This is a genomic window from Corynebacterium sp. ACRPJ (assembly GCF_022347345.1).
Classification (GTDB): domain Bacteria; phylum Actinomycetota; class Actinomycetes; order Mycobacteriales; family Mycobacteriaceae; genus Corynebacterium; species Corynebacterium tuberculostearicum_D.
The window spans coordinates 12838-30522 of sequence record NZ_JAKRNC010000006.1 but is presented as its reverse complement, the minus strand read 5'-3'; the positions used below and the strand labels follow the sequence as shown (position 1 = coordinate 30522).

The window sequence follows — 17685 nt, the reverse complement described above, 5'->3', positions numbered from 1 at the left end:
GACGCCCTCCCAAGCCCCCTAGGCCGGTTTCCCGGGGCTGTCCCCGAGGGCTTGCTCGGCGTCACATGTCATAAGGTACTGTGACCCAGCTCTGTGCACCATGCCACACAAACCCTAACTGTCTCGCATATGAGACAACCTCACAATGATCTAGGATGGCCTGCATGCGTCGGTTCATCCCCCTCCTTTCCGTGGCCCTCCTCGCCGCTTGTTCCACCCCCGCCGAGGAACCGCAGCCACTCCACTATGTGGCGCTGGGAGATTCCTATGCGGCCATGGGCTCGACCACGCTGCCGCTGGACCCTCCCAATACCTGCGTGCGCGCACAGGATTCCTACCCCGAGCTCGCGGCCAAGGAGATGGGCGCAAAGCTCACCAATGTGGCCTGCCAGGGCGCCAGTACCCTCGACGTGCTTTCCTCCGCCGGCGAGCACCCCGCCCAGGTGGACGCCCTACGCGAGGACACCGACCTGGTGAGCCTATCCATCGGCGGCAATGACGCCAGCTTCGTGCGCCTTACCCAGTGCGCCACGGACGATATCTGCCAGGCGGAATCCGGCGCGCAGATTGACCTGGAAATCCGCGATCTGCCGCGCCGGCTCGACAAGGTCTACGAGGAGATTCACCGTCGCTCCCCTAACGCGAAAATCCTCGCTACCGGCTACCTTCCCCTCATAAAGCGCGGGGAGACCTGCCCCTACATAGAAAAAATCCCGGCCACTGACCGGGAATGGGTGGCTCGCTCCATCGAGCGCATCAACCAGGCGGTGCGCGAGGCCGCCGAGCGCAATGGGGCTACTTACGTGCTTGCCGACGCCGCCCTAGACCACACCGCCTGCTCCCCCTCGCCGTGGGTGGATTTTACGGGCAAGGAGACCGATTCCTTCCCCATGCACCCCACCCACGCGGGACAGGTGGCGATGGCCCAAGCCCTTAGCCGCGCAGCTGGCCGGTAGCGTCCTCGACGGCGTCGATAAGAGCGCCCTCCTTGACTAGGCGTACAGTTTCCTCGATTTCCGGGGACAGGTAGCGGTCCACGCCGGGACCCTCCACAGTCTCGCGCAGCTTCTCAATCACCGCGCCGGTTCCCTTGGCCGGGGTGCCCTCGCGTATGTCGATGGCGCGCGCGGCGGTGAGGATCTCTACGGCGAGCACCCGCTGCAGGCCGTCGACAGCCTTGCGCAGCTTGCGGGCGGCGGACCAGCCCATGGAGACATGGTCTTCCTGCATGGCCGAAGACGGAATGGAATCGGCCGAGGAGGGGTTGGCCAGGCGCTTCATCTCACTAACGATGCCAGCCTGGGCGTACTGCGCGATCATGTGGCCGGAGTCAACACCGGGGTCATCAGCAAGGAAAGCATTCAACCCGCGGTTGCGCGCTGGATCCAGGAAGCGGTCGGTGCGGCGCTCGGAAATGGACGCCAAGTCCGCGGTGACGATAGCGAGGAAATCGAGCGCATAGGCCACCGGCGCGCCGTGGAAATTGCCATTGGAGACCACGCGGCCGTCCTTGGTCACCACCGGGTTATCCACGGCGGCGGCCAGCTCGCGCTCGGCCACTTGGGCGGTGTGGGTCAACGTATCGCGGAACCCGCCGGCAACCTGCGGAGCGCAGCGCACAGAGTACGCATCCTGCACCTGGTTCTTCTTGAACTCCTCGAGCGCGGCCTCCAGGATCTCCGAGCCTTCGGCCACCTGGAGGATATTCGCCGCGGCATCGGCCTGGCCCGGGTGCGGGCGTAGCTGCTGCAGGTCATCGGCAAAGACCACGAGGGTGCCGAGCAGTCCTTCCACGGTCATAGCAGTAGCAATATCGGCGGTCTTTGCGGCCGCTCGCAGGTCAGTAATGGCCAGGCAGAGCTGGCCGAGCATGCCATCGGTGCCGTTGATAAGCGCGAGGCCTTCCTTCTCGCGCAGCTGCAGCGGTTCGATGCCGGCCGCGGCCAGGGCGTCGCCCGCATCCTGCAGCTCGCCGTTTACGCGCACCTCGCCCTCGCCCAGTAGAGCCAGCGCGCAGTGAGCCAGCGGCGCCAAGTCGCCGGAGCAGCCCAGCGAGCCGTACTCGCGCACCACCGGAACGATGCCAGCATTCAGCGCCTTGGCATAGGTTTCTACCACCACGGGGCGCACGCCGGTACGACCAGTGCACAAGGTGGACAGGCGCAGGAGCATAAGCGCGCGGATGACCTCCTCTTCCACCTCCGGGCCAGTTCCTGCGGCATGCGAGCGCACCAGGGAAAGCTGCAGCTGGGCGCGCATTTCCTCTGGAATGTGGCGGCGCGCTAGCGCACCAAAGCCGGTAGAAATGCCATAGACCGGGGTGGGATCCTGTGCCAGTTCTTCCACGCGCTCGCGGGTCGCGGCTACCTCTTCGAGAGCCTCGGGCGCAATCTCCACCTTCGCCCCATTGCGGGCAACGGCAACGACGTCCTCGATGCTCAGCGCACCGACATTGACGGTCACGGTGGATGGGTAGGCGTTAGGCATGGAAAAAACTCCTTGGAGTAGGGATTGATAATCAAAAATGTGTCGCGCGACAACCCAACGCGATAGATGTATGCTACATCACTTTCTTCGATTGCGGTACATTTTCCCCGCCACCTTGTCTGACGCCTCCTGCAGTGCCCGAATGGCGGCATCCACCTTTGCATCTGGCGTCCCTACCGGATACGTCACCGCCACCGCCGCCGCCGGGCGGTCCAGATGGTCCAGAATAGGCACCGCTACAGAAGCCTGGCCGCGAGTAATTTCCTCCACCTCTTGGTCCCAACCCCGCGCGGCCACCAACCGCAAGCGCTCCTTCAAAGCAGAAAAGCCACTACCACCCGCGGTATCGAATGCGGCGCGCACCTCCGCGTCAGGAAGATGCGCCAGCATTACGCGCCCAGACGCCGTCTTATGAGCTTGCAAACGCACACCAACCTCGGTCACCAAAGAGATTGCCCCTGCAGCACGGACCTCCTGCAAATACAAGATTTCCGATCCAGCCATACGAGACAAGTGCCCCGATCCACCCACCAGATCCGCACACCTTTCCAAGTCCCGAGTAGCCATTCGCACCAAAGGCTGTTGAGTTACATAGGCCGAAGCCATGGAATAGGCCGCAAGGCCCAGGCCATATGTCTTATGTTCCGGCAAGTGCGCCACAAAGCCGGCATCCACCATCTCCGCTAGCAAGTGGTACGTAGAGGACCGTGGCAGTCCCAGTTCACCTTGTATCCTGGCAGCAGAAATTGGTACGTCAATCGTCGATAACAACTTAAGAATCTCTAACGCGTGACGGGCCGCTGGAACTCGATTTGTACTCACACTTAGTGATTGTAGGCAGAATTTTCCTGCCATATCCCGCGTTCTTGCCTACCCTCGGTAACCATGAACACCGAAAAAGCTGAACTTTTCACCCCCGCCCCCGAATGGTCCGGCCGCTCCGATGGCCCTGGCCCAGAGCACGCCCGCTGGCATAGCGTTATCAATCAGTCCACCGACTCCCCCGCCCCGGTAACCCTCCTGGGCTTTGCCTCCGATGAGGGCGTGCTGCGCAATGGCGGCCGCCAGGGTGCAGCCGCAGGCCCAGCCGCGCTGCGTTCCGCGCTGGGTTCCTTGGCGGTGCACCATGCGCATGCGCTTGCCGACGCCGGCACAATCACCACCCAAGCCGACGACCTCGACGGCGCCCACGATGCGCTCTCCGATAAGGTCCAGGAACTCGTCGAAGCCGGCACCCTCCCCATCATTCTGGGCGGAGGTCACGAGACTGCCTTCGGCTCGCACCGCGGCCTCTACCGCGCGGTGGGCGCCACCAAAATCATCAACCTGGACGCCCACTTCGATCTGCGCCGCGCCGATCAAGCCACTTCCGGCACCCCGTTCAAGCAGATTTCGGAGCTCACCGATGACTTCGACTACACCGTTCTGGGTATCTCCCGCCCCAATAACACCGCAGTGCTTTTCGACGAAGCCGAGTCCCTCGGCGTAGCCATCACCCTAGACGAAGAGCTGGTTAACCTCTCCCCGGCCGAATGCGGCGAGCTTGCCGCCCGCGCTACCAAGGGCAAGGACAAGGTCCACCTGTCCATCGACCTCGACGTTTTGCCAGCGTCCACCGCGCCGGGCGTATCCGCCCCGGCGTCGCTGGGCGTCAGCTACGAGCGCATCCGCGCCATGGCCGTAGCTATTGCGCGAACGGGCAAGCTGGCCCTGGTGGACGTCGTCGAGCTCAACCCCACCTTTGACATAGATAACCGCACCGCCAAAGCAGCGGCGCGGTTAATCGATGACATCGTCACGGCCCACCTCGGGGCCTAGCTCCTACCTCAAAACAGCAGGTGGGCAATCGGCGTGGCGATGAGGATGGTCAGCGCCACGCGCTCAAACCAGATGATGACCAGGTGGGTGAGCTTCACCGGAATCTTGGTAGCCAGGATGCACGGCACCAGCGCGGAGAAGAAGATGATGGCGGAGACTGCCACCACGCCGATGACGAACTTGAGCACCATGCTGTCGCTGCCTGCCACTGCGGTGGCGGGCAGGAACATCTCCGCAATACCCATGGCCGCGCCCTTGCCGGCTTGGACCGGTTCCGGCAGCTGCACTACCCACGCGAATGGGTAAAACAGGTAGCCAATCCACTCGAAGATGGGTGTAAAGCGCGCGAGCAGTAGGCCGATAAGGCCCACCGACATGATGGAAGGCACGATGGCCGCCGCCATGCGCACGCCATCGCGCAGGTTCTCCCAGATGGACTCCCACAAGGACGGCGCGCGCTGCAGTGCCAGCATTGCTTCGCGCCACGCGTTCTTGATACGCGAGCCCTCCACCGGCTTTTCCGGGTCTGGGTGTGCTTCTGCACAGTACTCATCCGGAATGGTGCGCAGCGGCGGAATGCGCACGGTAATGGCCGTCACCACAAAGGTCACGATGAGCGTGACAATAAAGTAGGTGCCCCAGATTTTCATCAGGTCAAGCTGCTTGGCCACAATAACCATGAAGGCCGCAGAGACCGTCGAAAAGCCGGTGGCAATAATGGCCGCCTCGCGCCCGGTATAGCCACCCTTTTGGTAGACGCGGTCCGTCACCAAAATGCCCAGCGAGTACGAGCCCACGAACGAGGCCACCGCGTCAATGGCGGAGCGCCCCGGCGTCTTCCACAGCGGCCGCATGATGGGCTGCATGAGCACGCCAACAAATTCCAGCAGGCCAAAGCCAATGAGAAACGCCAGGAACGCACCACCGATAGGCACGATGAGGCCTACCGGAATCGCGATGGAGTTCCACAGGAACGGCACTAGGTCTTCATCGCCCAGCACCCACGGCAGCGCATCGATGACCATGAGGAAGGAGACCACCGCGCCCACAATGTTGAGCACCGCAAAGACCGCCTGCAGCGCGCTTTCCTTAAACGCCCCGGTGGTAAAGCTGCGCACCGTGCCATAGACGGCAAGGGCAAAGATAATCCACGGCACCAGCGCCGGAATCCCTTCGCGCACCATGGTGACCATGTGGTCCAAAGGAATGGAGCGCTTATCCTGGTACGTCACCGGCAGGAAGAATACGAACGCGCCAATGGCGCTATATAAAAAGAGTTTCCACCGTCCCCCAGGCTGCGGGATCTCCCCGTCATGGCTCTGGTGAGAGGTATAGACAGATTCGGTAGAAGTCACAGTAAAACCGTCCCCTCAAGCTTGCATACAAAAATCAAGCCCGCGTGACAGCCTTACGCGAACATTGGGGATATGTTATCTAAGTAACAGTTCACTGTCTAGATGTTTCCGAGATCCAAGGCACAATGGAGTCATGTCTAACCCCATTCGCGTCGTTGGCGCCGTCTTCCACGACGGCGAGCGGTTCCTCGCCTGCCGCAAGAAACCAGGCAAGCCACTGGAAGGCCACTGGGAATTTCCGGGTGGAAAGATCGAGCCTGGTGAAACCCCTGAGCAAGCCCTAGCTCGTGAAATTCGCGAGGAGCTTAACCTCATCGCCGAGGTCGGCCAGAAAGTGACGACAACAACCTACGAGTACGATTTTGCGACGATTGAGCTAACCACTTTCTACTGCACGCTTGTCGACGGCGACCTACGCCTGACCGATCACGACCGTACAAAATGGGTTACCTCCACAGAGGCCGCGCACCTGACGTGGGCTCCCGCAGATATCCCGGCAGTAGAAGCTATTGCTTCTAGTCACAGCTAAGAAAAGAAAGATTCTTCCTTTCGTATTTTCCTTCTGCCAGCATGCGGCGGATATCCTCCGCCAAACGCACTACCAATTGCGGATCGGATTCCGCCAACGCTGCGATTTCCTGCGTTGCCTTGCCTCCGTTTGTCGTTTGTCCTTCATAGGAGGGGCGCGCCGAGTAGAGATCAAAGTATTTCCGGCTCACGCCATTGACATTCCTAAATTTAGGACCTGGCTGGAATTCATCTCCATACATGACTCCCCTGGCCAGAAGGTTGGAAACCCGAGATATTTCCTCCTTAGGTCCTGTAGCTGGCCATCCTAAACGGATTCCAATTTCGGCGACCAAAAGAATCTCATCTCGTAGCCATTTTGGACTTCTCAATCCAGTCTCCAGTCAACAGGGATAAAAATTTAGACTGCTGGGATTGCACTTCTTAATCGAGTTCAAAGTCTCTGGGGAATGCGAATAATGAAGATCACTGAAGGGCAACACCGTCTGGAGAAAATTTACTTCGCCAATCCTTGAATCAGCCAATTTGCATACCGAAGCCTTTAGAATTTGGTCATTATGAGTACCAACCCTGACTCTTCCCTACCTTTCGGCGTTTACGAGACCCCTATTACGGCCCGAATTCGTGAACGAATGAACGAAACGCTAAGCCAACATCCTGCTGCAGGATTCGGTATTGGAAGAAGCTCCGATGAAGAGGCTCATGGCCGCTATACCTCGGCGGTTTCACAACACATTGGTTCACTTCTAGAGCGACGGCTATACGGTTTAAAGTCACCCGAAGACCGGGTTGCCCTAATCAACAACATCGCGCTTCTACTGGGTGAAGATGAAGAGATTGATTCCGAAGAACTCCTCTACGCCGTATACAACTCCGGGTTGGCAGAGCCTCCTCTGCTTCCGGATGTTTCACTCACCAAGAGTGCACTATTCACCAATGCCCAGGGAGAATCTAGTTTAACCAGCGAAATCGAGAGAGAAATTAAAACTGCTGATTCGGTTGATTTGCTCTGTGCGTTCATCAAGAACTCCGGCATCAGCGTTCTTGATAGACAACTCGAGTACCTTCGCGATAACGAGATCCCTTTCCGGCTACTCACTTCTACCTACTGCGGTGCGTCCGACGCAGCTGCGCTCGAGCGATTGGTTGAAAAGTATCAGGCCGAAGTAAAGATTTGCTATGAGCACAAATCCACTCGCCTTCATGCCAAAGCTTGGCTATTCCGCCGAAAGTCCGGATTCGATACTGCCTTTATCGGCAGTTCCAACCTTTCCCGATCTGCTCTCGTCGATGGTTGGGAGTGGAATGTCCGCGGGTCCAATACCGCGACTCCTGAAGTAATCGATAAGTTCATCAAGACTTTCGATAGCTACTGGCACGACAGTCATTTCAAGACCTTCTACCCAAATCGCGACATGGAGAGACTCGAGCGGTCTCTTCGCGTTGCCAAGGGTGGCGAAAACTCCGGAGCACTTCGCCAACTGGAGTTATCTGGCCTTGAGGTAACTCCTTACCCCTACCAAGAAGAAATGCTCGAGGCGCTACGCTCAGAGCGTGAGGTAAAAGATCGGCATAGGAACCTCCTGGTTGCTGCTACAGGAACAGGAAAGACAGTAGTTGCCGCATTGGATTACCGGAACCTATGCGAACAATGGAAGCGACGCCCTCGGCTGCTTTTCGTTGCACACCGGAAAGAAATTCTTCAACAAGCCCGCCGGACATTCCAGGAAGTGCTTAAAGACGCGGACTTTGGCGAGCTGCTAGTCGACGGCGCTCAGCCTCGCCGCTGGGACTATGCGTTCGCCAGCGTGCAATCTCTCAGCGCTTCCCGTTTACAAAACCTAAATAGCAAGCATTTTGATGCCGTAGTAATCGACGAGTTTCATCACGCACAAGCCCCCACTTATAAAGCACTTTTGGACCACCTCCAGCCACAAGAGCTCCTGGGTTTAACGGCAACACCAGAACGTGGTGATGGCGAAAACGTCCAGAAATACTTTGACTATCGCGTAGCACATGAACTGCGTTTGTGGGATGCCTTGCGTCTACAGCTCTTAGTCCCTATGCATTACTACGGGATTGCCGATGGAACGGACCTTTCCTCATTGACTTGGAGCCGAGGAAAAAAGGACTACAACACCGAAGAGCTCTCCGAGTTTTACATCAAAGCGGGAGAAAAGCGCACCCGCTTCATTGTTAACGAGCTAAACCGGCGCATCTTCGACCTCTCAGATATGAAGGCTATCGGGTTTTGCGTCACGATTGCTCACGCAGAATATATGGCGCAGCAGTTCCAGCAATTCGGAATCCCAGCGCGAGCGGTAACAAGCAATCTCACAGCCACCGGGCGCGCTCAGGCCATTAAAGATCTGGAGACTGGCGACGTCAGAGTCCTGTTCTCTGTAGATATATTTAATGAGGGTGTTGATATTCCTGCTGTAAACACCCTTCTTTTGCTCCGCCCGACACAAAGCCCTGTGGTCTTTCTACAACAACTGGGTCGTGGTCTTCGTCTTTCGCCGGGCAAGGACTCCTGTGTCATTCTCGATTTCATTGGACAGCAGCACGTCGATTTTGATTTTGAGAGAAAGTTCCATGCCTTAACCCGGAAGCGGGGCAAGCGCTTAGCTGAAGAAATTGAGCAGGGCTTCCCCACCACCCCACCGGGTTCGCATATCCAGTTCGACCAAACGACGACCGAGCAGGTTCTTCGAAACGTCAAGAAGGTCTCACGGAATTCCTTACGCAAAGTGCGTGCATTGCTCTCTGAGATTCGAACCACGAATCTCAAAGAGTTCCTTGAGGATTCGAACCTGCAATTAGAGGATATCTACCGGCCATCCAAATATTCATGGACCCGGCTACTTCGAGAAGAAGGGCTACTACAGCAAAACACGGATGAGACCGAATCGTTTTTGCTTAACCGAATTCGGGTCTTCCTTCACGTCAACGATCCACACCGAATCGATGCCTATCTGCGTATCCTTTCCTCCTCAAATCTTCGCTACTCCGACATGGGGCCATCAGACCAGGCCTTCACCCGAATGCTCGTACTCGGATTCTGGGCGAACTCAAATTCTCCACACCCTGGTTCCTATGACGCCGCCCTGACGATTTTGCGCCAGCATCCACAAGTTGCTTGGGAGTTGGAGCAGGTTATGCAACTGAGCAGCGACTCCTCGCGCATCGTTCCACAGCATAGCGATAGTTCAGTTTTGGAAACGCATGCGGATTATTCGTTGGCCGAGCTTATTGGTGCTTTAGAGTCAGGAAGCCTTCAGCAGCTTGTAAACCTGCCACGCGAAGGTGTGAAATATTTTCCCGATATCAACACTGATCTTTTCTTGGTGACGTTTCAAAAGGACGAGCAAGTCAGTGCCTCCACGAATTACCGAGACTATCCAATATCGCCCGATCTGTTGCACTGGGAATCTCAATCAACAACGACTTTGAAATCACAGGCGGCTAAGCGATATATCGGCCATCAGGAGCGTGATGGAAAAATTCTCATTGCTTCGCGCTTTACCAAGAAAAACGAAGTAGGGACAGCGAGCGCATATACCTACCTCGGTGCAGTGGATTATGTTTCCCACCATGGGGAAAAGCCGATCCAGTTTGAGTGGAAGCTCCAGAGGTCAATGCCCAAGGCTCTCTATGCTGCGGGAAGAACGGTGGCTTAAATCTCCGCTCGAGGAATTGAATTCCTCGTTTTCCTGATACTAGGCAGCACTCTCCCTATAGTGATTAGAAACACAATCAATCGAGAGGGTGCTATGAGCCAGACGAGCGAATCGAATTCCGCCCGGCCTGCAGGGGGCAAGCACGACACAGAATCAACCGACCAGACAAAAGTGAAATGGACCCTGGTTGGTCCGGGACTAGTTGCGGCAGCGACGGGTGTCGGCGCAGCCGACCTAGTTGCCACCATGATTGCCGGTCAACGTTATGGCTACGCACTCCTGTGGGCGGTCATTATCGGAACAATTATGAAAATTGTGCTGGTCGAAGGCGTCGGTCGGTATAGCCTTGCTACCGGAAACACTATGTTCCATGGCTGGCGCGAGTTGGGACGGTGGACTTCCTGGTATTTTGCCCCTTATATCGTTATCTGGGGTCTTGTCTACGGTGCTGCATCGATGTCCGGCGCTGGTCTCGCTCTTAGCGCTCTTTTCCCAGGTACCAGCCTAGAAATGTGGGCAATTATTGCCGGAATATCCTGCTTTACTCTAACTTGGCTTGGGCGGTATCAGCTTTTCGAGAAGCTATCAGCCATCTTGGTCGGAATCATGTTTGTCACCGTGGTGGGCATCGCAGCCATTACGGCCCCGAACCTTCCCGAGGTCATCGGCGGTTTGGTACCGCAGATTCCGGATGGCTCCTTCGTCTACGTGTTGTCCATCGCCGGCGGAGTGGGCGGCACAATCACGCTTGCCGCTTATGGCTACTGGCTGAGAGAAAAGGAATGGTACACACCGAAATGGATGCAGGTTATGCGCATGGACAATGCGGTGGCTTACGCAGTTACCGGTATTTTTGTTCTGGCTACACTCGCGCTGGGCGCTGAACTCCTTTACAGCGCCAACGTCGCGGTCTCCGATAATGATCAGGGGCTCGTTGATATGGCGGACGTTCTCGAGGACCGCTACGGAACGTTCATGTCTAAGTTGTTCATCGTCGGGTTCTTCTCCGCCGCATTCTCTTCCTGCCTTGGCGTTTGGAACGGTGTATCCCTGATGTTTGCTGACTACATCGGTCACCTCAAAAAGATTCCGCAAGGCGATCCCCGAACCAGCACTGGTGGAAAGTACTACCGCGCTTACCTCATCTGGCTGACCTTCCCACCAATGCTGCTTTTGCTCCTTGGAAGACCAACCGGACTCATCATCGCCTACGGCGTCCTGGGCGCTTTGTTTATGCCGTTCTTAGGCCTTACGCTTTTGGTCCTGCTGAATACCAAACACACCCCAAAGCAATGGAGAAACGGTTGGATCGTCAACACCTTGATGGCGGTAATCTCCGTTGCCTTCGTTTATCTATGTGTTTCCCAATTGGGTGAAATTCTCTAGCCGAGAAAAAGAGCCTACTTTCCCTGCGGCACTCGCTTCGGCTTGTTCCCCACCCCGGCGTGCGGGTCGCGACCGAATGCCCAGGCAATGATGCCGATGAAGGCGATGGCACCGCAGACGGTGAAGGCGAGGGGGAAGCCGGAGGCGTCGGCAAGCAGGCCAATGAGCATGGGGCCCAAGATTTGGCCAAAGTCTCCGGCCATCTGGAAGGTGGATAGCACCTTGCCGCCGGAGCGGTCATTGCCCACGATGTCGCCCACCGCGGCCTGCTGGGAGGGGTTGATTAGCCCGGAAGAGGCGCCGGCGAAGGCAGAGACGAGCAGGAGGAACCACACGCTGGTGGCCATGCCCATGAGCACCATGAAGATGGCGGAGCCGACGAGGCCGATGAGGATAAGTGGTTTGCGGCCGTGGATATCGGACCACTTACCGGAGAACTGCAACACGATGGCGTTGCCGGCCGCAAAGACTGCGAGCGCCAGGCCGGAGGCGGCCGCGCCATTGTGGAAGATGGAGGCGGCAAAAAGCGGCAGGACGGATACGCGGACGCCCATATTGATCCAGCTATGGGCAAAGTTGGAGGTCAGCACCGCGCGATAAGCGGTATCGCCCCAGGCCTCCTGCAGGCGCATGGGCGGCAGCTTGTCCTTGCTGGCTTGTTTGTGGTTCACGCGAGGCATTTGCCACCAGACGACAAACGCGGCCAGCGCCACGCCCACGCCGTAGATGAAAAATGGCCAGCGGAACCCCAGGAAGGACAGGCTGGCACCAAGAACGGGGCCGGCGACGTTACCGAGCAGAAAGGCAGTGGCATAAGTGGCAGAGCACTTGCCGCGAATCGTCGGCGGGGACATGCGCACGATAAGGCCCATGGCGGAGACGGTGAACATGGTCGAGCCAATGCCGGCCAGGGCGCGCAGGGCCACGATGTGCCAGTAGCTTTGCGCAATGGAGACTAGGCCCGTGGTCACCGCGACGGTCATGAGTCCGATGAGGTAGACGCGGCGCGAGCCGACGCGATCCACAAGCGATCCGGACATGGGCGCGAACATCAGGCGCGAGGCGGCGAAGATGGAGACTACAAGGCCCGCGGCAGCCATGGAAACATCGAAGCTCACCACGAACTGCGGAAGCAGCGGGGCGATGAGGCCGTAGCCCAAAGCGATAATAAAGGCGGCGGTAACCATGACCCAGATTTCGCGTGGAATCTTGGGCGCTTCCTCGAGTTCTACTTCCCCACTGCGTGCATTCATCATATCGGCTGCAACTCTAATCCTTGGCGTCAGCGAAAGCCATTTGCAACTTATGTTCGCACAAGTGTGCGTTTTTGGTGGGTCTGTGTCCGCGCTGGGTTCTAGTGTGATGGCCATGCACAACGTACAAAAGAAGTTTCCCCAGCCCACCGCAATGAACCTGCCCCAATCCGCTTCCGAGATTGCGGCGGACTTGCTCTACCACGAATATGACACCATCAATTCCATCGCCGCCATCATGCACCACCCGCGCTCCCTGGCGCGCCCCACTCCCACCTGGCGCCCACCGATAAAGCAACTGCCGACGCCCGCCGGTGGACCGGGCGGAGAGTATTGCATGAGCATTACTCGCCACCGCGTGGGCGCGCGCGTGAAGGCCCGCGTGCGCGGCTTTGGGCAAGACCGCATTCCGGCCTATCTGATTACCATCCGCATTACCGAGAACTTTGGCCAGCCGGTAGATCCGGCCGTGGCAGAGGGCTGGGTGCGGACGCTCGTGCCGGCAGAGATGGTTGGTGCCGTCCACGAGGTCTCCCGTGGCCCGAACGCCACTTATGTGTGGCTCGTGGATAGCTCCTATCAGCCGGTCCACTCCCCCGAGTCACTCTTCGCCGGTTTCAGCCAAGCCGCCTAGGCGGTCGCTCGCTGGTTTGTTGACTGCGCAGATGCGTCTGGCTCTGCATGCGGGTCAGGAGCGTGGAGCACCTTCCTCATCACTTCGTGGTTGAAAGTCACCGTGTAGTGCCGGGCGATTGCCTTTGGCATAAAGCGCAGGACCAAGCAGGCGATGAGGACGGTAAAGACCTTATCCAGAATGTCCGAGGTAAGGCCTTGCAAGATGATGGCCAGGCGCTCGTCTTGGAAGATCATCTCGTAGAACTTGGTGAGGTTTTCTGGCCCCTTGCGCGGGCGACCGCTGAAGGAAAAGATGAGCACGTACACGCTCATCACGCCGGAGCCGATGCCCATTCCGAGGCCGGAGAAAATAATCCACGACAGCTTGTTGAATACCCCGCGGCGGGCCAGCAGGCCTACTGCGGCACCGATAAAAATGCCTACGGGCGCAAAGGCGAGATCATAGGCAAAGTACACTCCGCCCAATACGGTGGTGGTAAGCCCCGTGGCCATGCCGAGCACGGGACCGGCGATGATGGCGACGATGGCGGTGCCGACGGTGTCGAAGAACATCGGCACCTGCGTGCGCACCGTCAACGAGCCCAATAGCAGGTTGATGGAGGCGCCGAAGATGGGATACAGGAGGATGCAGTTAGGCACCAACCCATGCTGCGAGGAATATAGCAATACCGCCGCCACTAGGAGGAGGACCCAGACGCTGGCGGTCAGGTAGGACTCGAAAGTCACATTCACCGTGGAGTACACCCCAAGGACGGTACAAAACCACGCGGCAAGCGAGAGTGCCACGGCTACTACAACAAGGACGTAGCGCCACGTGGTATCGCGGGTCATTGCCATGGTCTTCTCTTCCTCATAAGGCTTGGTTTAGGGCAGCTTTCCAGCTGCAGGCTGGGAATGTCCTAAAGCCTAATTGGCGGCGCGCGAAAGTAGCAACACGAAAGGGCCCCTAAAACGGGAAAGGCCCAGCCTGGCCGCTGGAGGCGGCGGGGCTGGGCTATGGGAAGGTCGGGATTACTTTTCGTCGGCCTCGGGGGCGTCGGATTCGTCGTCCAGGTCGGCATCGTCGCCGTCGAAGTAGTCCTCGTCTTCGCCGAAGATGTCGTAGACGTCAGGCTCTTCGTAGTCCTCGTCATCAAAGGAGACGAGCTGTGCTTCCCAGTCCAGGGCCTGCTCGGAGACGAGGCCTAGGACATCAAAGAGGCGATCGAAGTCGGTGTAGGTGCCAAGCTCAAGGGCCTCGGCGGGAACCTCCACGATGGGGACATCATCAAACTCGGCGTTATCGAAGAGGGCGAGGCGGTCAGCCTCGTCGAGGTCCTCATCCTCTTCGTCCACTTCCCAGGCGAGGGCGACTGCCTCATCCTCCATGTCATCGAGATCGTCTTCGTCGAAGTCGAAGGCAAGGAAGCGCACGATAGCGGACGGAACGCCGTCGATGGTTTCCACGAGCACGCGCAGCTCCGAGTCATTGGCCACTTCGGCCACGACGAGGTGCGGGTTGAGCTCATCTTGGGCAAATTCTAGTTCCGCGATGCGCTCATCGGTGCCCTCCAGCAGGTCCCGCAGAACGGTGACCACCTGGTCGGTAGCGATGTGGCGGGACACCGCCTCCACGGCATCATCTACAGAGAAGGCGACGGAGACGAGGACTGCCTCAAATTCCTCATCGTCTTCATCAACATCCGCCGCGGCAATGTAGACGTTCGCGGCGGGGAGAAGCGGATCGATTTCAATAAATTGGATTTCCAGATCAGAAGTGATTGGAACGAACATGACGTCATCGTTGACGCGGGACTCGATGCCCTCGGCATCCAATGCAGAAGCAATATCTTCGAAAAAGCTCATGGTGGTTTAAAATCCATCCTTCGGAAGCAGAGGTTCCCACGGTAGGCAAGCCGCCGCCCGCGGTCACTGTGGAGTCTACCGTTATTCCCACCCGGATGGTTGGAAGCCCAAAGATCTCACCAGCTCCGGGCGCCCACTTCCCCACTCCAACATGTGGTATCCCTCCCAGGCTTGTCGCTTGAGCTCGTGCGGGGCGTGCTCAATATAGGCCTCGGCATCGAAGATCATGGTGGCGCGGTGAGTGGATCCGTAGCGCGGCCAGCTCATCTCCGGGCGGCCGCCGTGGATAAAGGCGGACCAGTGTTGCTGCATGGTGGCGGTAAGTTCCTCCATCTCCGCGCGCGAGCCCCAATTGGTCAGGAAAGACGCGCGCGAGGAATAAGGGTCACCGAAGACATTGCCGAGCTCCATCGAATGCATCGCGCCGAGGCCGAGCCACTTGAGCACGGCAGAGGCGAAGTCGAAGCGATACATCCACGTTGGCGCCACTTTTGCATGGGCGGTGGCGATGCGGGTGGAGGGTGCCCAAAAGAGGGCGTCGGCAAGCAGGTGCGCAAAGTCCTCCCGGGCCACCGCGCCGTCATAGGCGGCGACGACCTCGGGGGCGTGCTGGGGATCGAAGGAAGCCAGAAGGCGCAAGGCGGCGCGCTCACGGGAGCTTTGCCGCTGGAAGAGGAATTTACCAAAGCTAGCCTCGTCCGAGTTTGTGCCGATGAGCAGCGGAATCTGGTGCTGGTTCCCGTTTTCAAAGGCGGCGATGGGGTGTTCCGGAATGAGCTCATCATCCACCGTGGGCGCGTAGCAGGAATTAAGGTGAATGAGCTCGCCGGCCCGCCACATCATGGATTGGCCCGAGCGCACCAGATCGGCAAAGTTTTCCTGGCGCAGGTCCTCCACCGAGGTGCGCCGGGGCAAGGCCAGGCGGTGAACCAGCTCGCGCGCCCACAAGGTGGACTGGGCGCGGGAATGGATCATCGCAATCGGTGGGGACTGGGCGATGGCGCGGTGGAAGAGGCCCTCCGCGGCCGGGCTCGTCATAAGGGTGAGGACCGCCGCGCCGCCGGCCGATTCGCCCATGAGGGTGACGGAATCAGGATCGCCGCCAAAGGCCGCGATATTGTCGCGCACCCATTGCAGCGCCAGGATCTGATCGGCCACCGCCGGGTTAGCGCTGCAGTCCCCGCCCAGGCTGCGCAGATCCAAATAGCCCAGGGAGTTGAGGCGGAAGTTAATGGATACGTAGACCACGTCCATGCGGGTGGCTAACTCAAAGCCGCGGAGCATAAGCATGTGGGACGAGCCCATTATGAAGCTGCCGCCGTGTAGGTAGACCACCACGGGAAGCTTCTCTTCGGTGCGCGGGCGCACGATGTCGAGGTGCAGACAGTCCTCGGAGCCGATAATGCGGTCGGTCCAGGAATACGTGGTCTGCGGGGCCGGTGGGCCGAACTGGCTGCAATCGCGCACGCCCTCCCAAGCCGGTGCGGGCTGCGGGGCGCGGAAGCGGTTGTCCCCGGCGGTGGTATCGCCGAAGGGGATGCCGCGCCAAGTGAGCACCGGCCCGGCGCTAATGGGGCGATCGGTGCGCAGGTCCTCCTCTATAACGCCGCGCACCCACCCGGAGGTGGTGCGCACGGTGAGCTCATCTGCCAAGGCGTTTTGGGCCTCTTCATGCGCGCGGCGGGCGCGTTCGTGGGCCTGCTCCGCTTTCAGGCGCGCCGCCGCGGAAGACTCCTCCAGAGGGAAACCCTCGGAGTCGCGGTTGTTCTCGTGCGGCGTAACCATGCCCTCTAGCTTAGGTGCCCTGCACGCCCTCGGCGATCTCTTTGCGGCGCGACGGCGTATTAATAGAGCCTTTACTATGCTGGGCGCAGATAAGTTTTAGCGAAAGAAAAGGACACATGGGTTTCTTTACTAAAGACAAGAAGGACAACTCCGCCGAGGTCGACACCGTCGATACCTATGACATCGATCCGGAAGATACCAACCGCTTTACCTCCGCGCTCCTCAATTCCCTGGACCGCGCAGTAGCCGTGCAGTCCGGTGTCATCATCAAGTACGTCGACAACCTGAAAAAGCGCAATAAGGACGCGAGCCCGCAGCAGCTGCAAGAACTCATTGACAAGCACTTCCTCAATATCACCTCCGGCACCGGTGCGGCCGCGGGCGCTTCCGCTGCCATCCCTGGTGTCGGTTTGGTAACCGGCGCAGCTACCATCGCCGGCGAATCCGTAGTCTTCTTGGAGGCGGCCGCGTGGTACATCTTGGCTTCGGCCTACCTGCGTGGCGATGACATCAAGTCCCCCGAGCGCCGCCGCGCCCTTGTACTTTTGGTGCTGACCGGTTCGAAGGGCTCCGCGTTGGTGGATACCTTTGTAGGCGATCTCAATAGTGTGGCGGGCATGCGCTCGGCCGCAAGCCTCTCCCGCTTCTCCGGCCCGACGCTATCTGGCATTAACGGCCGCCTAACCAAGCTTTTTACCAAGCAAATCACCAAGCGCCTGAAGTGGGCGTGGATCGGCAAGCTCATGCCCATGGGCATCGGCGCCGTGCTCGGCACTACCGCCAACCGCAAGCTGGCCAAGCAGGTCATCGAGCACGCCGGCGAGCAGCTTTCTCCCCTCACCCAAGCCTAGGGGTAGCCGGGAACCGATAAGTGGGGCAATTGATACCCCTAACATAGTGAGTTTAGGGGTA

General features: G+C 58.7%; 15 protein-coding genes. 7 read left to right on the top strand and 8 right to left on the bottom strand.

What is annotated here, in order from left to right; genetic code table 11:
• The first annotated feature begins 164 nt into the window (after positions 1-164).
• A complete protein-coding gene (locus MHY08_RS05475) occupies positions 165-956 on the top strand; it encodes an SGNH/GDSL hydrolase family protein (RefSeq protein ID WP_239235731.1) in 792 nt (263 codons plus the stop codon).
• On the opposite strand, the gene hutH is transcribed toward MHY08_RS05475, so the two are convergent.
• Together hutH and MHY08_RS05465 are read right to left on the bottom strand one after the other, a co-directional pair.
• On the bottom strand, positions 934-2487 hold the full coding sequence (gene hutH, locus MHY08_RS05470) for a histidine ammonia-lyase (RefSeq protein WP_239235730.1): 1554 nt from the start codon (positions 2485-2487) through the stop codon (positions 934-936). The genes MHY08_RS05475 and hutH overlap by 23 nt on opposite strands.
• A 78-nt stretch (positions 2488-2565) precedes the next feature.
• Complete coding sequence (locus tag MHY08_RS05465; RefSeq protein ID WP_179386340.1) at positions 2566-3309, bottom strand: IclR family transcriptional regulator; 744 nt, start codon at positions 3307-3309, stop codon at positions 2566-2568.
• A gap of 63 nt (positions 3310-3372) precedes the next feature.
• On the opposite strand from MHY08_RS05465, the gene hutG reads away from it, so the two are divergent.
• Positions 3373-4305: a formimidoylglutamase gene (gene hutG / locus MHY08_RS05460; protein WP_239235728.1), complete on the top strand. Its 933-nt coding sequence runs from the start codon at positions 3373-3375 to the stop codon at positions 4303-4305.
• A gap of 8 nt (positions 4306-4313) precedes the next feature.
• Here the strand turns inward: hutG and MHY08_RS05455 are convergent, their stop codons facing one another.
• Entirely contained in the window at positions 4314-5660 is a 1347-nt protein-coding gene (locus tag MHY08_RS05455) for a YjiH family protein (protein WP_239235726.1), read from the bottom strand.
• 133 nt (positions 5661-5793) lie between these two features.
• On the opposite strand from MHY08_RS05455, the gene MHY08_RS05450 reads away from it, so the two are divergent.
• Positions 5794-6189 carry a (deoxy)nucleoside triphosphate pyrophosphohydrolase gene (locus MHY08_RS05450; protein WP_239235724.1) on the top strand — a complete coding sequence of 132 codons (396 nt, stop codon included), beginning with the start codon at positions 5794-5796 and terminating at the stop codon, positions 6187-6189.
• On the opposite strand, the gene MHY08_RS05445 is transcribed toward MHY08_RS05450, so the two are convergent.
• On the bottom strand, positions 6176-6379 hold the full coding sequence (locus MHY08_RS05445) for a hypothetical protein (protein WP_239191599.1): 204 nt from the start codon (positions 6377-6379) through the stop codon (positions 6176-6178). The genes MHY08_RS05450 and MHY08_RS05445 overlap by 14 nt on opposite strands.
• 366 nt (positions 6380-6745) lie before the next feature.
• On the opposite strand from MHY08_RS05445, the gene MHY08_RS05440 reads away from it, so the two are divergent.
• The gene (locus MHY08_RS05440; protein WP_239235722.1) at positions 6746-9868 is read left to right on the top strand and encodes a DEAD/DEAH box helicase; all 3123 of its coding nucleotides are present in this window, start codon (positions 6746-6748) and stop codon (positions 9866-9868) included.
• 93 nt (positions 9869-9961) lie between these two features.
• Complete coding sequence (locus MHY08_RS05435; RefSeq protein ID WP_239235720.1) at positions 9962-11254, top strand: Nramp family divalent metal transporter; 1293 nt, start codon at positions 9962-9964, stop codon at positions 11252-11254.
• Positions 11255-11268: 14 nt separating this feature from the next.
• On the opposite strand, the gene MHY08_RS05430 is transcribed toward MHY08_RS05435, so the two are convergent.
• Positions 11269-12510 carry an MFS transporter gene (locus MHY08_RS05430; RefSeq protein ID WP_239235718.1) on the bottom strand — a complete coding sequence of 414 codons (1242 nt, stop codon included), beginning with the start codon at positions 12508-12510 and terminating at the stop codon, positions 11269-11271.
• A 112-nt stretch (positions 12511-12622) separates the two neighbouring features.
• On the opposite strand from MHY08_RS05430, the gene MHY08_RS05425 reads away from it, so the two are divergent.
• The gene (locus MHY08_RS05425; RefSeq protein WP_239191617.1) at positions 12623-13141 is read left to right on the top strand and encodes a hypothetical protein; all 519 of its coding nucleotides are present in this window, start codon (positions 12623-12625) and stop codon (positions 13139-13141) included.
• On the opposite strand, the gene MHY08_RS05420 is transcribed toward MHY08_RS05425, so the two are convergent.
• The 3 genes from MHY08_RS05420 to MHY08_RS05410 all read right to left on the bottom strand — a co-directional run bounded on the left by MHY08_RS05420 (position 13138) and on the right by MHY08_RS05410 (position 16773).
• A complete protein-coding gene (locus MHY08_RS05420) occupies positions 13138-13980 on the bottom strand; it encodes a hypothetical protein (RefSeq protein ID WP_239235716.1) in 843 nt (280 codons plus the stop codon). The genes MHY08_RS05425 and MHY08_RS05420 overlap by 4 nt on opposite strands.
• Before the next feature lie 174 nt (positions 13981-14154).
• Positions 14155-14988, bottom strand: coding sequence for a DNA primase (locus tag MHY08_RS05415; RefSeq protein ID WP_239235714.1), 834 nt, complete (start codon positions 14986-14988; stop codon positions 14155-14157).
• Between the two features lie 81 nt (positions 14989-15069).
• Positions 15070-16773 (bottom strand): carboxylesterase/lipase family protein, encoded by a 1704-nt coding sequence (locus MHY08_RS05410; protein WP_204609519.1) that lies wholly within the window; start codon positions 16771-16773, stop codon positions 15070-15072.
• A gap of 116 nt (positions 16774-16889) precedes the next feature.
• Here MHY08_RS05410 and MHY08_RS05405 point away from each other — a divergent pair, with 116 nt between their 5' ends.
• The gene (locus MHY08_RS05405) at positions 16890-17624 is read left to right on the top strand and encodes a hypothetical protein (protein WP_239235712.1); all 735 of its coding nucleotides are present in this window, start codon (positions 16890-16892) and stop codon (positions 17622-17624) included.
• Positions 17625-17685: the final 61 nt, after the last annotated feature.

Excerpts from the sequence above, each read along its gene's own strand:
- MHY08_RS05420 (WP_239235716.1), bottom strand. The coding sequence starts at position 13,980 with ATGGCAATGACCCGCGATACCACGTGGCGCTACGTCCTTGTTGTAGTA.
- MHY08_RS05425 (WP_239191617.1), top strand. The coding sequence starts at position 12,623 with ATGCACAACGTACAAAAGAAGTTTCCCCAGCCCACCGCAATGAACCTG.
- MHY08_RS05405 (WP_239235712.1), top strand. The coding sequence starts at position 16,890 with ATGGGTTTCTTTACTAAAGACAAGAAGGACAACTCCGCCGAGGTCGAC.
- hutG (WP_239235728.1), top strand. The coding sequence starts at position 3,373 with ATGAACACCGAAAAAGCTGAACTTTTCACCCCCGCCCCCGAATGGTCC.
- MHY08_RS05430 (WP_239235718.1), bottom strand. The coding sequence starts at position 12,510 with ATGATGAATGCACGCAGTGGGGAAGTAGAACTCGAGGAAGCGCCCAAG.
- MHY08_RS05450 (WP_239235724.1), top strand. The coding sequence starts at position 5,794 with ATGTCTAACCCCATTCGCGTCGTTGGCGCCGTCTTCCACGACGGCGAG.
- MHY08_RS05475 (WP_239235731.1), top strand. The coding sequence starts at position 165 with ATGCGTCGGTTCATCCCCCTCCTTTCCGTGGCCCTCCTCGCCGCTTGT.
- MHY08_RS05435 (WP_239235720.1), top strand. The coding sequence starts at position 9,962 with ATGAGCCAGACGAGCGAATCGAATTCCGCCCGGCCTGCAGGGGGCAAG.
- MHY08_RS05440 (WP_239235722.1), top strand. The coding sequence starts at position 6,746 with ATGAGTACCAACCCTGACTCTTCCCTACCTTTCGGCGTTTACGAGACC.
- MHY08_RS05415 (WP_239235714.1), bottom strand. The coding sequence starts at position 14,988 with ATGAGCTTTTTCGAAGATATTGCTTCTGCATTGGATGCCGAGGGCATC.
- hutH (WP_239235730.1), bottom strand. The coding sequence starts at position 2,487 with ATGCCTAACGCCTACCCATCCACCGTGACCGTCAATGTCGGTGCGCTG.
- MHY08_RS05410 (WP_204609519.1), bottom strand. The coding sequence starts at position 16,773 with ATGGTTACGCCGCACGAGAACAACCGCGACTCCGAGGGTTTCCCTCTG.